Source organism: Pseudomonas sp. IPO3778 (genome assembly GCF_013386825.1).
Lineage (GTDB): Bacteria > Pseudomonadota > Gammaproteobacteria > Pseudomonadales > Pseudomonadaceae > Aquipseudomonas.
Window position 1 is genome coordinate 425,550 of record NZ_JACARC010000034.1, and the last position, 15,748, is coordinate 441,297.

Sequence of the window (15,748 nt, forward strand, 5' to 3'; positions counted from 1 at the left end):
CCAGCTCCCACAGGTGCCCGCTTAGCTGTCCAGCGCTTTGTATTTTTCGCGCAGGTGGTTACGGATCCACACCGCCGACAGGTTGAGCGTGGCAATCACCAGCACCAGCAATAGCGCGGTGGCGTACACCAGCGGCCGTGCGGCCTCGACGTTGGGGCTCTGGAAGCCCACGTCATAAATATGGAAGCCCAGGTGCATGATTTTCTGGTCCAGGTGCAGGTACGGGTAGTTGCCGTCCACCGGCAGCGACGGCGCCAGTTTCACCACACCCACCAGCATCAGCGGCGCCACTTCACCGGCAGCGCGGGCCACGGCGAGGATCATGCCGGTCATCATCGCCGGGCTGGCCATCGGCAGCACGATCTTCCACAGCGTTTCCGCCTTGGTCGCGCCCAGTGCCAGGGAACCTTCACGAACCGTACGAGGAATCCGCGCCAAGCCTTCTTCAGTGGCCACGATCACCACCGGTACCGCCAGCAGCGCCAGGGTCAGGGACGCCCAGAGCAGGCCCGGGGTACCAAAGGTAGGCGCCGGCAGGGCTTCGGCGAAAAACAGCCGGTCGAGGGAACCGCCCAGCACGTAGACGAAGAAGCCGAGGCCGAACACGCCGTAAACGATCGCCGGAACGCCCGCCAGGTTGTTCACTGCGATACGGATGATGCGGGTCAGGGTGTTCTGCTTGGCGTATTCACGCAGGTACACCGCCGCCAGCACGCCGAACGGGGTCACGATCATCGCCATGATCAGGGTCATCATCACGGTGCCGAAGATCGCCGGGAAGATCCCGCCTTCGGTGTTGGCTTCCCGTGGGTCGTCGCTGAGGAATTCCCAGACCTTGCTGAAGTAGAAGCCGACCTTGGTCATGTAGCCCATGGCGTTCGGCTGGTAGGCGTGCACCACCTTGCCGATGCCGATTTCGATTTCTTTGCCGTTGGCATCGCGGGCGGTGAGGCTGTCTCGGTTGAACTGGGTATGCAGGTCCGCCAGGCGCGCTTCGATGTCTTTATAGCGGCTGTTCAGCTCGGCGCGGCCGCTGTCCATGTCGGCCTGGGCGGTGGCGTCCAGCTTGCCTTCCAGCTCCAGTTTGCGACCGTGCAGGCGGATACGCTCGAGGCCGGCGTTGATCGCGCCGATGTCGGACTTCTCAAGGGTCTTGAGTTGGGCCGCGAGCTTGTTGACGCGGTCGACACGGGCTTGCAGTTCGGGCCAGGCGGCCTCGCCTTCAGCGATCACCTTGCCGTCTTGCTTGACGTTGACCAGGGTGCCGTAGAAGTTGCCCCACTCACGGCGCTCGATGGCCATCAGTTCGACAGGCTTGGTCTGGTTGGTCAGCCACTCGCCGACGATCCAGGTGAAGTCGTTGCCGTTCAGGTCGCGGTTGCCGACTTTGATCAGCTCGCGGGTCATGAACTCCGGGCCTTGGTCGGGCACCGGCAAGCCAGCGCTTTTCAGGCGCTCGCGGGGCACTTCTTCTTTCTGCACCACTTCGCCGACGACAATGTGGTTTTCCTGGCCCGGCACGTTGTAGCTGGCCTGGATCAGGTCAGCCGGCCAGAAGTGGCCCAGGCCACGCACGGCAATCACGGCCAGCAAGCCAATGGTCATGATGACCGCGATGGACACCGCGCCACCGCTGATCCAGACGCCCGGGGCGCCGCTCTTGAACCATCCATTCAGGGAGTTCTGTTTCACAGACTTCTACCTTTCTTAAAGCGACGAGTATTTCTTGCGCAGACGCTGACGGATCAGCTCCGCGAGGGTGTTCATGATGAAGGTGAACAGCAGCAGTACCAGCGCCGAGAGGAACAGCACGCGGTAGTGGCTGCCGCCGACTTCCGACTCGGGCATTTCCACCGCGACGTTGGCCGCCAGCGTGCGCAGGCCTTCAAACAGGTTCATCTCCATCACCGGGGTGTTACCGGTGGCCATCAGCACGATCATGGTTTCACCCACCGCGCGGCCCATACCGATCATCAGTGCCGAGAAGATACCCGGGCTGGCGGTCAGGATGACCACCCGCGTCATGGTCTGCCATGGTGTGGCGCCGAGAGCCAGGGAGCCCAGGGTCAGGCCGCGTGGCACGCTGAACACGGCGTCTTCGGCGATGGAGTAGATGTTCGGGATCACCGCGAAACCCATGGCCAGGCCGACCACCAGGGCGTTGCGCTGGTCGTAGGTAATCCCCAGGTCGTGGGAGATCCACATGCGCATGTCGCCGCCGAAGAACCAGGTTTCCAGGTACGGGCTCATGTACAGCGAGAGCCAGCCCACAAACAGGATCACCGGGATCAGGATCGCGCTTTCCCAGCCGTCCGGAACCCGCAGGCGGATCGACTCAGGCAGTCGACTGAAGACGAAGCCGGCAACGAGGATGCCAATCGGCAGCAGCATCAGCAGGCTGAAAATCCCCGGCAGGTGCCCTTCGACATACGGCGCCAGGAACAGGCCGGCGAAGAAACCGAGGATCACGGTCGGCATCGCTTCCATCAATTCGATCACCGGCTTGACCTTGCGGCGCAGGCTCGGGGCCATGAAGTAGGCGGTGTAGATCGCAGCGGCAACGGCCAGTGGCGCCGCCAGCAGCATGGCGTAGAACGCGGCCTTCAGGGTACCGAAGGTCAGGGGCGCCAGGCTCATCTTGGGTTCGAAGTCGGTGTTGGCGGCGGTCGATTGCCAGACGTATTTAGGCTCGTCGTAGTTTTCGTACCAGACCTTGCTCCACAACGCGCTCCAGGAAACTTCCGGGTGCGGGTTGTCCAGCAGCAGCGGTTGCAGCTTGCCGCCGGCTTCGACGATCACCCGGTTGGCCCGTGGCGACATGCCGAAGACGCCAGTGCCATCGACCACCGAGTCCACCAGCAGCGTGCGGTGGGCGGTGCTGTGGAACACGCCGAACTTGCCGGAGGCGTCGAGGGCGGTGAAGCCTTTGCGACGTTCTTCAGCGGTGATTTCAACGATGGGCGCGGTGCCCATCTGGAAGGTGCGGATCTGTTTCAGGCGCTGCTCACCGTCCGGGTCGCGGGCCATGAACCACTGCGCCAGACCACCGCTGGAGTTACCGATGATCAGCGAGATGCCGCCCACCAGTTGGGTGCTGGCGGTGACTTGTGCAACGCCATCTTCCAATAATTTGTATCGACCGTTGAGGCTGTTGTCCCGCAGGCTGAAAACGTCGGCCTGGGCGCGGCCGTTGATCACATACAGCCACTGCTGGCGCGGATCAACAAAGATGGCTTTCACCGGCTCGGTCATTTGCGGCAGCTCGATGCGCTTCTGCTCGGTGGTGACTTCGTCGGTCATCATGTTTTCTTCACGGCTGATGGACAGCACGTTCAGATGGGCACCACTGGAACCGGCCACCACCAGCGACGAGTCGGTAGCGTTCAACGCGACGTGCTCAAGCGCGCGACCTTGTTCGTCGAGGACGATCGGCGTTTCGCCGTAAGGGTATTCGATGGCGGGCGAGATGGTCTTCTTGCCGTCCGGGTAAGACACTTTATAGGTGTGGCGGAACACCAGGGACTGGCCGTTGGACAGGCCGAGGATCACCAGCGGGCTGCCGGGCTGGTCTTCACCAATGGAGGCGACGGTCACACCGGCCGGCAACGGCAGATCAACGCGCTTGAGTTCGGCGCCCGTGTCAACGTTGAAGAACAGCGCCTGGCCCTTGTCCGAAACCCGCATGGCGACCTGGTTCTGTTCTTCCATGGAGATCATCAGCGGCTTGCCGGCGTCCTGCAACCAGGCAGGCGTCAGGGCGTCTTCTTTGGTCAGGTTGGCGCCGTGGAACAGTGGCGCGACCACGTAGGCGAGGAAGAAGAAGATCAGCGTGATCGCACCCAGGACGGCGAGGCCGCCGATCAACACATACCAGCGGGTCAGGCGATCCTTGAGCGCGCGAATGCGGCGCTTGCGTTGCAGCTCAGGCGTATTGAAGTCAATGCGCTTGGGAGGAGAAGTCGTCGTCATGGTGGAATTGGCCAGATCATTCATGCGCACACCCTAGCGGTCCTGTATGACAGAAAGATGACAATGCAGTGACGCAAGAAATCCGCCGCGTAGCAGGGCTGGCAGCGGATTAAAAAATGGGAGGCGGGGTCCAGGTCTTGCAGACCCCGCCCAGGCCTTGAACCGTGGGTAATGCCCGGTTCAAGGCAGGTTTACCGGCGGCTTATTTGCCACCTTCTTTCAGGCCCAGGTCAGCCAGTGCCTTGGCGGCAACTTTGGCTGGCAGTGGGATGTAGCCGTCTTTCACAACCACTTCCTGGCCCTGCTTGGACAGAACCAGCTTCACGAACTCGGCTTCCAGCGGGGCCAGAGGCTTGTTCGGGGCTTTGTTGACGTAAACGTAGAGGAAGCGCGACAGCGGGTATTTGCCGTTCAGGGCGTTTTCTTCGCTGTCTTCGATGAAGTCAGTGCTGCCTTTCTTGGCCAGAGCCACGGTCTTCACGCTGGCGGTTTTGTAACCGATGCCCGAGTAACCGATGCCGTTCAGCGAGGAGCTGATGGACTGCACAACCGACGCCGAACCCGGTTGTTCGTTCACGTTAGGTTTGTAGTCGCCTTTGCACAGCGCTTCTTCCTTGAAGTAGCCGTAGGTGCCGGATACCGAGTTACGGCCGAACAGTTGCACTGGCTTGTTGGCCAGGTCGCCGGTCACGCCCAGGTCGCCCCAGGTTTTGACGTCGGCTTTGGCGCCGCACAGACGAGTCGCGGAGAAGATCGCGTCGACTTGTTCCATGGTCAGGTGCTGGATCGGGTTGTCCTTGTGCACGAACACGGCCAGGGCATCCACGGCAACAGGGATAGCGGTTGGCTTGTAGCCGTACTTCTGCTCGAAGGCAGCCAGTTCGGTGTCCTTCATCTTGCGGCTCATCGGGCCCAGGTTGGAGGTGCCTTCAGTCAGCGCAGGCGGTGCAGTGGCGGAGCCGGCGGCCTGAATCTGGATGTTGACGTTCGGGTATTCCTTTTTGTAGGACTCCGCCCAAAGGGTCATCAGGTTGGCCAGGGTATCGGAGCCGACGCTGGACAGGTTGCCCGACACACCAGTGGTCTTGGTGTAGCTCGGGATCGACGGGTCAACAGCGGCGAACGCGTTAGCGGTCGCAACGCCAGCAGCGACAAAAGTCATTGCCGCCATCAAACGTTTCAGTTTCATGCCTTGCTCCTAGCAGATAGGGATAGTTGGATCGGGGCCAAGTATCGGTAGGCCGTGTGAACACTCTATGTCTGGAATATGACAATTAGATGAAAGGCCAGTATTTATGAAAAACCTGACAGGAAGGGAAAAGACCAATAAATCCGGGGCTTGCGAGGAGGTTGAAGCGATTTCGTGGAAACAATCTGTAATCGTTGTAAGGCAAAATCTGTGGCGAGGGAGCTTGCTCCCGTTGGGTCGCGTAGCGGCCCCAAAAAAGGAACTGCTGCGCAGTTCAACGGGAGCAAGCTCCCTCGCCACAAGGTTATCCGGCAGTTTTCAAAAACGTCTCAGCGCCCGCGCTTCCACAGGTACCCACCCACCGCCATCCCCATTACACACAGGGCCGCCACGTAGTAAGCAGGGCCCATCGGGCTTTCCTTCATCAGCAGCGACACCGCCAGCGGCGTCAAGCCGCCAAACACCGCGTAGGCAACGTTGTAGGAGAACGACAACCCACTGAAACGCACCACTGCCGGGAAGGCTTTCACCATCACGTAAGGCACCACGCCGATCACGCCGACAAACAAGCCGGTCAGGGTGTACAGCGGGAAGAGCCAGTTCGGGTGGTCCATGAGGCTGTGGTACAGCGTCCACGATGTCGCCAGCAGCAACAGGCAACCGACCACCAGCACACGGCCGGCGCCGAAGCGGTCGGCCAGCGCGCCGGAAGCGATGCAGCCCAGGCTCAGGGTGACAATGGCCAGGCTGTTGGCTTGCAGCGAAACGGTCGGGCTGAAGTGGTAGACGGTTTGCAGCACGGTCGGGGTCATCAGGATGACCACAACGACACCGGCCGACAGCAGCCAGGTCAGCAGCATCGACAGCACGATGGCACCCCGGTGATCGCGCAATACCGCACGCAACGGCAGCTCGGCCGCCAGGGTTTTACGCTGCTGCATCTCGGCAAAGATCGGGGTTTCATGCAGCCAGCGACGCAGGTACACCGACAGCAGGCCGAACACGCCGCCCAGCAGGAACGGGATCCGCCAGGCGTAATCCGACACCTGCTCCGGGCTATAAAGGGTGTTGATCGCGGTGGCCACCAGCGACCCTAAAAGGATCCCGGCGGTCAGGCCGCTGGTCAGGGTGCCGCAGGCATAACCGATATGACGCGGTGGCACGTGCTCGGAAACAAACACCCACGCGCCCGGCACTTCACCGCCAATGGCGGCGCCCTGGATCACGCGCATCAGCAGCAACAGGATCGGCGCCCACAGGCCGATCTGCGCGTAGGTCGGCAGCAGGCCCATGATCAGGGTCGGCACGGCCATCATGAAAATGCTCAGGGTGAACATCTTCTTGCGCCCCAGCAGGTCGCCGAAGTGCGCCATGATGATCCCGCCCAGCGGGCGTGCGAGGTAACCTGCGGCGAAGATGCCGAAGGTCTGCATCATGCGCAGCCATTCGGGCATGTCGGCGGGGAAAAACAGCTTCCCGACCACGGTGGCGAAAAATACGAAAATGATGAAGTCGTAGAACTCCAGCGCCCCGCCCAAGGCAGACAGCGACAGGGTTTTGTAGTCGTTGCGGGTCAGCGGGCGCGAAGGTTGCGCACTGCTTGCGGGCACGGAGGACATGGCAAGGCTTCTCTTATTGTCAGGACGGCGGACGCATGGCCCCGGCAAGCACCGGGGTTGGTCCGGCACGATAGCAAATCGCCCGCAAAAGCACAGCGCTGCTTAACGCCCGCGTTTCCACAGATAACCCCCCACCAAGATGCCCATCACGCACACCAGCGCCACGTAGTAAGCCGGGCCCATCGGGCTTTCCTTGAGCAACAGGGACACGAACACCGGGCTCAAGCCGCCCAATACCGCGTAGGCCACGTTGTAGGAAAACGACAAGCCACTGAAGCGCACCGCGGCCGGGAAGCCGGTGACCATCACAAACGGCGCAGCCGCCACCGTGCCGACGAATAAGCCCGTCAGCATATATAAGGGAAACAGCCACTCAGGATGGCTGGCCAGGCTGGCATAGAGGGCCCAACACAACACCATTAACCCGGTGCAGCCGAACACCAGCACCCGGCCAGCCCCCAGGCGGTCCGACAACCTGCCGGCAATCACCAGCCCCACGCCCATGGCGATAATGGCCAGGCTGTTGGCCTGCAGCGAAACCTTCGGCGCGAAATGGTAGACGCCTTGCAGCAACGCCGGCGTCATGAGGATCACCACCACCACGCCGGCCGACAAGAACCAGGTCATCAGCATCGACAGCACGATGGACTCGCGATTCTCCCGCAACACCGTGCGCAACGGCACGTCCTGCGATAACGCCTTGCGCTGCTGCAACTCGGCAAATACGGGCGTCTCATGCAGCCAGCGCCGCAAGTACACCGACACCAGACCGAACACACCACCCAGCAAGAACGGGATCCGCCAGGCGTAATCCGCGACCTGCTCCGGGCTGTACGTGCCGTTGATAGCGGTGGCGACCAACGAGCCCAACAAAATCCCCAGGTTCAAGCCAACGGACAGTACGCCCACCGCATAACCGATACGCCTGGCCGGCACGTGCTCGGCGACAAACACCCAGGCGCCCGGCACCTCACCGCCAATCGCCGCGCCCTGGATGATACGCATCAACAGCAAGAGGACCGGCGCCCACAGGCCAATGTGCGCATACGTCGGCAACAAGCCGATGGCCAGGGTGGGCAGCGCCATCAAGAAGATGCTCAGGCTGAACATCTTCTTGCGCCCAAACAGATCGCCAAAATGCGCCATCACGATGCCGCCCAGCGGGCGAATCAGGTAGCCGGCGGCAAAAATGCCGAAGGTCTGGATCAAGCGCATCCACTCGGGCATGTCGGGCGGGAAAAACAGCTTGCCCACCACCGCCGCAAAAAACACAAAGATGATGAAGTCATAAAACTCCAGCGCACTGCCCAAGGCAGACAGCGACAGGGTTTTATAGTCATTGCGGGTCAACAGGCGCGCGGGTTGCGCGGTGCTTGCGGGCACGGAGGGCATGTCAGGACTTCTCTATTAGGGTGGCGCTGAACCAGTTAACAGCCGACAACACCGAAATATTCCCGTAGCCACGTGCAATTAGCATGAACAGAAGCACAGTTGCCGGAAAAAGCCGCAATACAGCGTCTATTTACCGACCAAATGAGCCGCGAGAGGTCGTCGTGGCGCCGACGGCTCGATATACTCGGCCCTTGCAAGCGCCAGACCCGCATCCTTGAGGGGCTGCTGTGCCAAAACGCCGTTGGCTGCCCGCCAGCCGATTTGGCAGAGTTTCCCTTTAGTACGCCTTACGAGAAACGCATCGAGCGGTGTATGTTGGTGCTGAAACGTTTTTCCAGAAGACGGCTATCCACTTGAAATACCCATGAAGCGTCACGGGTCAGAGGCACCGGCATGATCGAACTCGAACAAGAAGATCCTATCCCGCAAGGCGATCTCGCCCTGCAAATCACCGCACTCCCGCGTGAAACCAACGGTTTCGGCGACATCTTCGGCGGCTGGCTGGTCGCACAGATGGACCTGGCTGGCACGGCCATGGCGAGCAAGGTTGCCGGTGGCCGCGTAGCGACCGTGGCGATTGACCGCATGGCGTTCCTGGTACCGGTGGCCGTCGGCGCGCAGTTGTCCTTCTATACCCAGGCCCTGGAAATCGGCCGCAGTTCGATCCAGATGATGGTCGAAGTGTGGAGTGATGACCCGCTCTCCAGCGAATGGCGCAAGGTGACCGAGGCCGTATTTGTGTTCGTCGCCATCGACGGCAGCGGTCGCACCCGGTCGGTTCCGTCGCGGGCGCGTTAAACATCGCGACGTTTTGACGGTCCATTGCCCCATTGTCTGCCATTGAGAGCGCGCGCCTATGTCTACGCCCAACGTTGAAACCGTAAAACTGGATGAGCTGAACGCGTGGCGCATCCGCCATAACGGCGCCGAATTGGTGGTAGCCCGGCAAGGCGCACACATCGTCAGCTACCAGCGCACCGGCGAGAAGCCGCTGATCTGGCCCAACGATCACGTGGTGTTCAAGAAAGGCAAAGGCATTCGTACCGGCGTGCCGGTGTGCTGGCCGTGGTTTGGGGTGTTCGACCGCAACCCGCAGAGCGTGAAGGCCATGTACCAGGGTGACGAACCGGCTGGCGCCCATGGTTTTGTGCGAACCGCCGACTGGACACTGGCGGGCGTTGAGGCCGTGGGCGATACGCTGCGGGTTGAGTTGGAACTGCCGGTGCCGGAAGGTGGCTTTCCGGGTTGGCCCCATCAGGTCGACCTGAAGATGAGCCTTTTGCTGGACGACCAGTTGCATATCCACCTGACCAGCCATAACCGCGGCACCGACACCGTCAGCCTCAGCCAGGCGCTGCACAGCTATTTTGCGGTCAGCGATGTGCGCAACGTGCAGGTCGACGGCCTGGACGGGCTGGCCTATATCGACACCGCTGACGGCTGGAGCCACAAGCAGCAAGACGGGCACCTGCACTTCACCGCCGAGACCGATCGCATCTACCTCGACACGCCAGCGCAACTGAACATCGTCGATAAAGACTGGCAGCGTCGCGTTCAACTCACCAGCACAGGCTCACGTTCGACGGTGATCTGGAACCCGTGGACCGAACGCGCCAAGGCCTTCAACGACATGGCCGACGACGGCTGGCAGGGCATGCTCTGCATCGAGACCGCGAACGTGCTGGACGATGCGGTGACGCTGGCGCCGGGTGAAAGCCATACCCTGGGTGTGAGCATCAGCGGTATCGCCCTGTAAACCCAATCAAATGTGGGAGCTGGCTTGCCTGCGATAGCGGAGTGTCAGGCGACAGAGATGTCGACTGTCAGGCCCTCATCGCAGGCAAGCCAGCTCCCACATTTTGAATGGCGTCGCGGCTTACAAGTCCGACTCCTTGACCGCCCGCACCTTCCCCGCATCCAGCGCATAGGCCGCATCGGCCAGGTCATTGTTGACCTTCTCCACCTTCAGCGTGCCCGTCACCCACAGCGGCGTGTAGATGTCATCCAGCTTCAAACCCTTTGGATAACGCACCAGCACCAACTGGTTGGGCGGCGGTGGCGGCACGTGGATGCAGGCGCCCGGGTAAGGCACCAGGAAGAACAGGGTGCTGCGGCCCTTGGCGTCGGTTTCCAGCGGCACGGGGTAGCCGCCGATACGGATGTTCTTGCCGTTCATGGCGGCCACGGTCTTGGTGGAATACATCACCGCCGGCAAGCCCTTGCTCTGCTTCAGGCCACCCTTTGCAGTGAACGTGCCTTGAGCTTCCGGGGAGTTGTGGTCGATTTCCGGCATTTCTTCGAGGGCTTTCTGGTCCGACTTGGGCATCAGTTCCAGCCAGTCGGTTTCCGGCAGTTCGCCAGCGTGCGCCAGGCCAGAGCCCAGCAAGAGAAGAGTCAACAGAAGACGGCGCATGGAGAGGCTCGGCAAGGATTACAGTGCCGGCATTCTAGCGCTCTGCGCCTGCGCAGCGCAGAGGGCCAGGTCGCTAAATTACTTCTTTTTCAGCAGACCGTAGATCACCAGCAACACGATGGCGCCGATCAGTGCACCGATAAAGCCGGCGCCCTGGCCTGCCTGGTAGATGCCCAGTGCCTGGCCACCATAGGTCGCAACCAGCGAACCGGCGATACCCAGCAGGATGGTCATGATCCAGCCCATGCTGTCGTCGCCTGGTTTCAGGAAACGCGCCAGCAGGCCGACGATCAAACCGATAAAGATGGTTCCAATGATACCCATGGCATTTCCCTCTGAATGAAGTGAGCTAAGTCAAAGCCTAGTCAGACTTTGGCTTCCTGCAATCAGAGGGTGGCGGGTACCAATGGTTCCCGCCCGGCCTTGGGTTATTGCTCGGCGATCAGCGCTTCAACCTTGAGGATCTGCGCTTGCAGCGTTGCGCGGTCCTTGCAGCGCAGGTTGGCGTGGCCGACCTTGCGCCCGGCTTTGAAGGCCTTGCCGTAGTGATGCAGGTGGCAGTCATCGATCGCGATCACGCGCTCAACCGGCGGCACCACGCCGATGAAGTTGAGCATGGCGCTCTCGCCGACCTTGGCCGTGGAGCCCAACGGCAAGCCCGCCACCGCCCGCAGGTGGTTTTCGAACTGGCTGCACTCGGCGCCTTCGGTGGTCCAGTGCCCGGAGTTGTGAACCCGCGGGGCAATTTCGTTGGCCTTCAGGCCACCGTCGACTTCAAAGAACTCGAACGCCATCACACCGACGTAATCCAGTTGCTTGAGCACGCGGCTCGAATAGTCTTCGGCCAGGGCCTGCAGCGGGTGGTCGGTGCTGGCCACGGACAGCTTGAGGATGCCGCTGTCGTGGGTGTTGTGCACCAGCGGGTAGAAACGGGTTTCGCCATCACGGGCACGCACGGCGATCAGCGAGACTTCACCGGTGAACGGCACGAAGCCTTCCAGCAGACAGGCGACGCTGCCCAGCTCGGCGAAGGTGCCGACCACGTCAGCCGCGGTGCGCAGGACTTTCTGGCCCTTGCCGTCGTAACCCAGGGTGCGGGTTTTCAGCACGGCTGGCAGGCCGATGGAGGCGACAGCAGCGTCCAAGTCGGCTTGGGACTGGATGTCGGCGAAGGCCGGCGTCGGGATGCCCAGGTCCTTGAACATGCTTTTTTCGAACCAGCGGTCGCGGGCGATGCGCAAGGCTTCGGCGCTCGGGTACACCGGCACGAACTGCGACAGGAAGGCCACGGTTTCAGCCGGGACGCTTTCGAACTCGAAGGTCACCAGGTCCACTTCGTCGGCCAGTTGACGCAGGTGATCCGGGTCGCTGTAGTCAGCCCGCAGGTGTTCACCCAGCGCGGCCGCGCAGGCGTCCGGTGCCGGGTCCAGGAAAGCGAAGTTCATCCCCAGCGGCGTACCCGCCAGGGCCAGCATGCGGCCCAGTTGGCCGCCACCGATTACACCGATTTTCATCAATCAACAACCTCAGGCAATGCGTGGGTCTGGATTGTCCAGGACGCTGTCTGTCTGCTCAGCACGGAATTTTTTCAGCACCGCGTGGAACTGCGGGTGCTTGGCACCGAGGATGCTGGCGGACAGCAATGCGGCGTTGATCGCGCCGGCCTTGCCGATCGCCAGGGTGGCCACCGGAATACCGGCGGGCATCTGCACGATGGACAACAGCGAATCCACGCCCGAGAGCATCGACGACTGCACCGGTACGCCCAGCACGGGCAGGTGAGTCTTGGCTGCACACATGCCTGGCAGGTGCGCCGCACCGCCGGCACCGGCGATGATCACCTCGATGCCACGGGATTCTGCTTCATCGGCATACTGGAACAGCAAATCCGGAGTGCGGTGGGCCGAAACCACCTTCACTTCATAGGGAATGCCGAGTTTTTCCAGCATATCGGCGGTGTGGCTAAGGGTGGACCAATCGGACTTGGAGCCCATGATCACGCCAACCAATGCACTCATCGTCGTGCCTCTTCTCTCTGGGCGCCCGCAGGCGCGTCAAAAAACAACAAGCCACGCGGGAGACCGGCGTGGCTTGTTGTACGAATTAGTTTCGGGCCAGAACTGCCTGCGCTCGATCATGCTGCGTTAAAAACAAACTCGGAATGCTCATTGGCTAAAGCCAACTCCGCTTCCTCGCTTGTTTTTGCCTTGCCTGATCTTCGCTCGGCGAGTTCTGACCTCGAAACTCGGCCGGTTGGACCGGCCGAAGGCCGCGCAGTATACCGTAATAACGCAGATAAACAGCCCCTGGGATGACCATCTGTCTAGCGGGGTAACGTGGCGGTTTTATTGACTTTCAGGTCAGCGAACACACCACAAAACCCTGTAGGAGCTGGCTTGCCTGCGATAGCGGTGTATCAGCCAACATTTCAGGCGCTGACCCACCTCAATCGCAGGCAAGCCAGCTCCCACATTTAACCGCGTTCAGCCGCCGGATTCTGCGCCGCGCCACCTTCCAGCTTGCGCCACAACAAGCGCACGTTCGCCTTGCGTACCAGGGCGCAGCGGTACAACCGAATCTCCAGCGGCACATGCCATTGGGGGCCACCGCACACCACCAGTTCGCCCCGGGCCAACTCGGCACGTACGCTCAACTGCGGCACCCAGGCAATGCCCAAGCCTTCGAGGGCCATGCTTTTCAGGCTGTCGGCCATGGCGGTTTCGTAAATGGTGGTAAAGCGCAGCGCGCGCTGGCGCAGCAACAGGTTGACCGAACGCCCCAGGAAAGCCCCGGCACTGTAGGCCAGCAGCGGCACACTGCCCTCGCCCTCCAGGTCGAACAACGGCTTGCCCTCGGCATCGGCAGCGCACACCGGCAGCATCTCGGTGTTACCCAAGTGCAGCGACGGGAAGATCTCCGGGTCCATCTGCATGGCGGCGTCCGGGTCGTAGAACGCCAGCATCAAGTCGCAGCCGCCTTCGCGCAAGGCGTGCACCGCGTCGCCCACGTTGGTGGCCACCAACCGTGTGGCAATGTTCAACCCCTCGTTGCGCAACTGCGCGATCCAGCGCGGGAAAAAGCCCAGCGCCAGGGAGTGCGCCGCCGCCACTTGCATCACTTCGCCCTGCCCGCCTTCCAGGTGATGGAGGTGGCGCAGCACTTCACCGAGCTGCTCGACCACGGTACGTGCGGTGACCAGAAACAACTGCCCCGCCGCCGTGAGCTCCACCGGCGTGCGCGAGCGGTTGACCAGGGTCAGGCCCAGCGCGGCCTCCAGGCTGCGGATGCGCCGACTGAACGCCGGCTGGGTGACAAAGCGCCGCTCCGCCGCCTGGGAGAAGCTGCGGGTGGCAGCCAGGGCGCTAAAGTCTTCCAGCCATTTGCTTTCAAGGTTCATCACATCCTCCCGGGGCACGCACCATTTTGGCACACACGTCCGTCATGGTAACGGGGTCACACCGACATTATGCCGTTTATGCATAGGCCAGTGTTTAACAGCATTGGCCCAAAATCTTGCGCAAGCCTAGCATTCACAGCGTTCCGGCTTAGCCCGGGTCCCTATCGAGATGATTTCCGTCATGTCCTCCGCTGCATCTTTCCGCACAGAAAAAGACCTGCTTGGCGTACTCGAAGTACCCGCTCAAGCGTATTACGGCATCCAGACCCTGCGAGCGGTGAACAACTTCCGTCTCTCGGGCGTTCCGATTTCGCATTACCCGAAATTGGTGGTCGGCCTGGCAATGGTCAAGCAAGCGGCCGCTGACGCCAACCGCGAGCTGGGCCAGCTCAGCGAAGCCAAGCACGCTGCCATCAGCGAAGCCTGTGCCCGTCTGATCCGCGGCGATTTCCACGAAGAGTTCGTGGTGGACATGATTCAAGGCGGCGCTGGCACTTCAACCAACATGAATGCCAACGAAGTCATCGCCAACATCGCGCTGGAGGCCATGGGCCACAGCAAGGGCGAATACCAATACCTGCACCCCAACAACGACGTGAACATGGCGCAGTCGACCAACGACGCCTACCCGACCGCGATCCGTCTGGGTCTGCTGCTGGGCCATGACGCACTGCTGGCCAGCCTCGACAGCCTGATCCAGGCGTTCGCTGCCAAAGGCGTCGAGTTCAGCCACGTCCTGAAAATGGGCCGTACCCAACTGCAAGACGCCGTGCCGATGACCCTCGGCCAGGAATTCCGTGCCTTCGCCACCACCCTTGGTGAAGACCTGGCCCGCCTGAAGACCCTGGCACCCGAGCTGCTGACCGAAGTGAACCTGGGCGGCACCGCCATCGGCACCGGCATCAACGCCGACCCGCGCTACCAGGCCCTGGCCGTCCAGCGCCTGGCCACCATCAGCGGCCAGCCGCTGGTACCGGCGGCCGACCTGATCGAAGCCACCTCCGACATGGGCGCTTTCGTGCTGTTCTCCGGCATGCTCAAGCGCACCGCTGTGAAGCTGTCGAAGATCTGCAACGACCTGCGCCTGCTGTCCAGCGGCCCACGCACCGGCATCAACGAAATAAACCTGCCGGCTCGCCAGCCAGGCAGCTCGATCATGCCCGGCAAGGTCAACCCGGTGATCCCGGAAGCCGTGAACCAGGTGGCGTTCCAAATCATCGGTAACGATTTGGCGCTGACCATCGCGGCCGAAGGCGGCCAGCTGCAACTGAACGTGATGGAGCCGCTGATCGCCTACAAGATCTTCGACTCGATCCGCCTGCTGCAACGCGCCATGGACATGCTGCGCGAGCACTGCATCGTCGGCATCACCGCCAACGAAGCCCGCTGCCGCGAACTGGTGGAGCACTCCATCGGCCTGGTCACCGCGCTGAACCCCTACATCGGCTATGAAAACGCCACCCGTATCGCCCGTATCGCCCTTGAAAGCGGCCGCGGCGTGCTGGAACTGGTGCGTGAAGAAGGCTTGCTCGACGACGCCATGCTCGACGACATCCTGCGCCCCGAAAACATGATTGCCCCACGTTTGGTCCCGTTGAAGGCCTAAGCGTTTGTTGCACCGCTCACCAGGTTGAGGGACTAGACACCTCTCACCTTTTGAGGGCCTGAAGGCTCGTTCTTCAGGCCCTTTTTTTTGGTTCATCACGGATTCCCGGGAAAGACGCTCTTGATCTTCATGAAGAAGAACTCGCTATCCCGGTAACCGTACG

The 15,748-nt window shown here is 61.6% G+C and carries 13 protein-coding genes; 3 read left to right on the forward strand and 10 right to left on the reverse strand.

The genetic code is table 11. From position 1 onward, the window contains the following. Positions 1–21: 21 nt before the first annotated feature. From pstA to HX855_RS18245, 5 genes are all read right to left on the reverse strand, one after another. Positions 22–1,692: a phosphate ABC transporter permease PstA gene (gene pstA, locus HX855_RS18225; RefSeq protein WP_177086490.1), complete on the reverse strand. Its 1,671-nt coding sequence runs from the start codon at positions 1,690–1,692 to the stop codon at positions 22–24. Positions 1,693–1,707: 15 nt separating this feature from the next. Continuing rightward, positions 1,708–3,741 carry an ABC transporter permease subunit gene (locus HX855_RS18230; protein WP_177087103.1) on the reverse strand — a complete coding sequence of 678 codons (2,034 nt, stop codon included), beginning with the start codon at positions 3,739–3,741 and terminating at the stop codon, positions 1,708–1,710. A 430-nt stretch (positions 3,742–4,171) separates the two neighbouring features. Further along, complete coding sequence (locus HX855_RS18235; RefSeq protein WP_177086488.1) at positions 4,172–5,158, reverse strand: phosphate ABC transporter substrate-binding protein PstS; 987 nt, start codon at positions 5,156–5,158, stop codon at positions 4,172–4,174. Between the two features lie 329 nt (positions 5,159–5,487). Next, complete coding sequence (locus HX855_RS18240) at positions 5,488–6,777, reverse strand: MFS transporter (RefSeq protein ID WP_177086486.1); 1,290 nt, start codon at positions 6,775–6,777, stop codon at positions 5,488–5,490. Between the two features lie 102 nt (positions 6,778–6,879). Further along, positions 6,880–8,169, reverse strand: a complete 1,290-nt coding sequence (locus HX855_RS18245) for an MFS transporter (RefSeq protein WP_177086484.1) — start codon at positions 8,167–8,169, stop codon at positions 6,880–6,882. A gap of 393 nt (positions 8,170–8,562) precedes the next feature. Between HX855_RS18245 and HX855_RS18250 the strand changes: the two genes are divergently transcribed. Together HX855_RS18250 and HX855_RS18255 are read left to right on the forward strand one after the other, a co-directional pair. Further along, positions 8,563–8,967: an acyl-CoA thioesterase gene (locus tag HX855_RS18250; protein WP_003176975.1), complete on the forward strand. Its 405-nt coding sequence runs from the start codon at positions 8,563–8,565 to the stop codon at positions 8,965–8,967. Positions 8,968–9,025: 58 nt separating this feature from the next. Continuing rightward, positions 9,026–9,925, forward strand: a complete 900-nt coding sequence (locus tag HX855_RS18255) for a D-hexose-6-phosphate mutarotase (RefSeq protein WP_177086482.1) — start codon at positions 9,026–9,028, stop codon at positions 9,923–9,925. Positions 9,926–10,045: 120 nt separating this feature from the next. Here HX855_RS18255 and HX855_RS18260 read toward each other — a convergent pair whose 3' ends face one another. The 5 genes from HX855_RS18260 to HX855_RS18280 all read right to left on the reverse strand — a co-directional run bounded on the left by HX855_RS18260 (position 10,046) and on the right by HX855_RS18280 (position 13,979). After that, positions 10,046–10,582, reverse strand: coding sequence for a DUF3299 domain-containing protein (locus tag HX855_RS18260; RefSeq protein ID WP_177086480.1), 537 nt, complete (start codon positions 10,580–10,582; stop codon positions 10,046–10,048). Between the two features lie 78 nt (positions 10,583–10,660). Continuing rightward, entirely contained in the window at positions 10,661–10,906 is a 246-nt protein-coding gene (locus tag HX855_RS18265; RefSeq protein ID WP_017476760.1) for a GlsB/YeaQ/YmgE family stress response membrane protein, read from the reverse strand. A 104-nt stretch (positions 10,907–11,010) separates the two neighbouring features. Continuing rightward, positions 11,011–12,096: a 5-(carboxyamino)imidazole ribonucleotide synthase gene (locus HX855_RS18270; protein ID WP_083356067.1), complete on the reverse strand. Its 1,086-nt coding sequence runs from the start codon at positions 12,094–12,096 to the stop codon at positions 11,011–11,013. 12 nt (positions 12,097–12,108) lie between these two features. Then, positions 12,109–12,600: a 5-(carboxyamino)imidazole ribonucleotide mutase gene (purE, locus tag HX855_RS18275; protein ID WP_003195648.1), complete on the reverse strand. Its 492-nt coding sequence runs from the start codon at positions 12,598–12,600 to the stop codon at positions 12,109–12,111. 455 nt (positions 12,601–13,055) lie between these two features. Beyond that, positions 13,056–13,979: a LysR substrate-binding domain-containing protein gene (locus HX855_RS18280; RefSeq protein ID WP_177086478.1), complete on the reverse strand. Its 924-nt coding sequence runs from the start codon at positions 13,977–13,979 to the stop codon at positions 13,056–13,058. A 181-nt stretch (positions 13,980–14,160) separates the two neighbouring features. Here HX855_RS18280 and aspA point away from each other — a divergent pair, with 181 nt between their 5' ends. Next, positions 14,161–15,585 carry an aspartate ammonia-lyase gene (gene aspA, locus HX855_RS18285; protein WP_088422011.1) on the forward strand — a complete coding sequence of 475 codons (1,425 nt, stop codon included), beginning with the start codon at positions 14,161–14,163 and terminating at the stop codon, positions 15,583–15,585. Positions 15,586–15,748 lie beyond the last annotated feature (163 nt).

Excerpts from the sequence above, each read along its gene's own strand:
- HX855_RS18235 (WP_177086488.1), bottom strand. The coding sequence starts at position 5,158 with ATGAAACTGAAACGTTTGATGGCGGCAATGACTTTTGTCGCTGCTGGC.
- HX855_RS18240 (WP_177086486.1), bottom strand. The coding sequence starts at position 6,777 with ATGTCCTCCGTGCCCGCAAGCAGTGCGCAACCTTCGCGCCCGCTGACC.
- HX855_RS18245 (WP_177086484.1), bottom strand. The coding sequence starts at position 8,169 with ATGCCCTCCGTGCCCGCAAGCACCGCGCAACCCGCGCGCCTGTTGACC.
- HX855_RS18250 (WP_003176975.1), top strand. The coding sequence starts at position 8,563 with ATGATCGAACTCGAACAAGAAGATCCTATCCCGCAAGGCGATCTCGCC.
- HX855_RS18255 (WP_177086482.1), top strand. The coding sequence starts at position 9,026 with ATGTCTACGCCCAACGTTGAAACCGTAAAACTGGATGAGCTGAACGCG.
- HX855_RS18260 (WP_177086480.1), bottom strand. The coding sequence starts at position 10,582 with ATGCGCCGTCTTCTGTTGACTCTTCTCTTGCTGGGCTCTGGCCTGGCG.
- HX855_RS18265 (WP_017476760.1), bottom strand. The coding sequence starts at position 10,906 with ATGGGTATCATTGGAACCATCTTTATCGGTTTGATCGTCGGCCTGCTG.
- HX855_RS18270 (WP_083356067.1), bottom strand. The coding sequence starts at position 12,096 with ATGAAAATCGGTGTAATCGGTGGCGGCCAACTGGGCCGCATGCTGGCC.
- purE (WP_003195648.1), bottom strand. The coding sequence starts at position 12,600 with ATGAGTGCATTGGTTGGCGTGATCATGGGCTCCAAGTCCGATTGGTCC.
- HX855_RS18280 (WP_177086478.1), bottom strand. The coding sequence starts at position 13,979 with ATGAACCTTGAAAGCAAATGGCTGGAAGACTTTAGCGCCCTGGCTGCC.
- aspA (WP_088422011.1), top strand. The coding sequence starts at position 14,161 with ATGTCCTCCGCTGCATCTTTCCGCACAGAAAAAGACCTGCTTGGCGTA.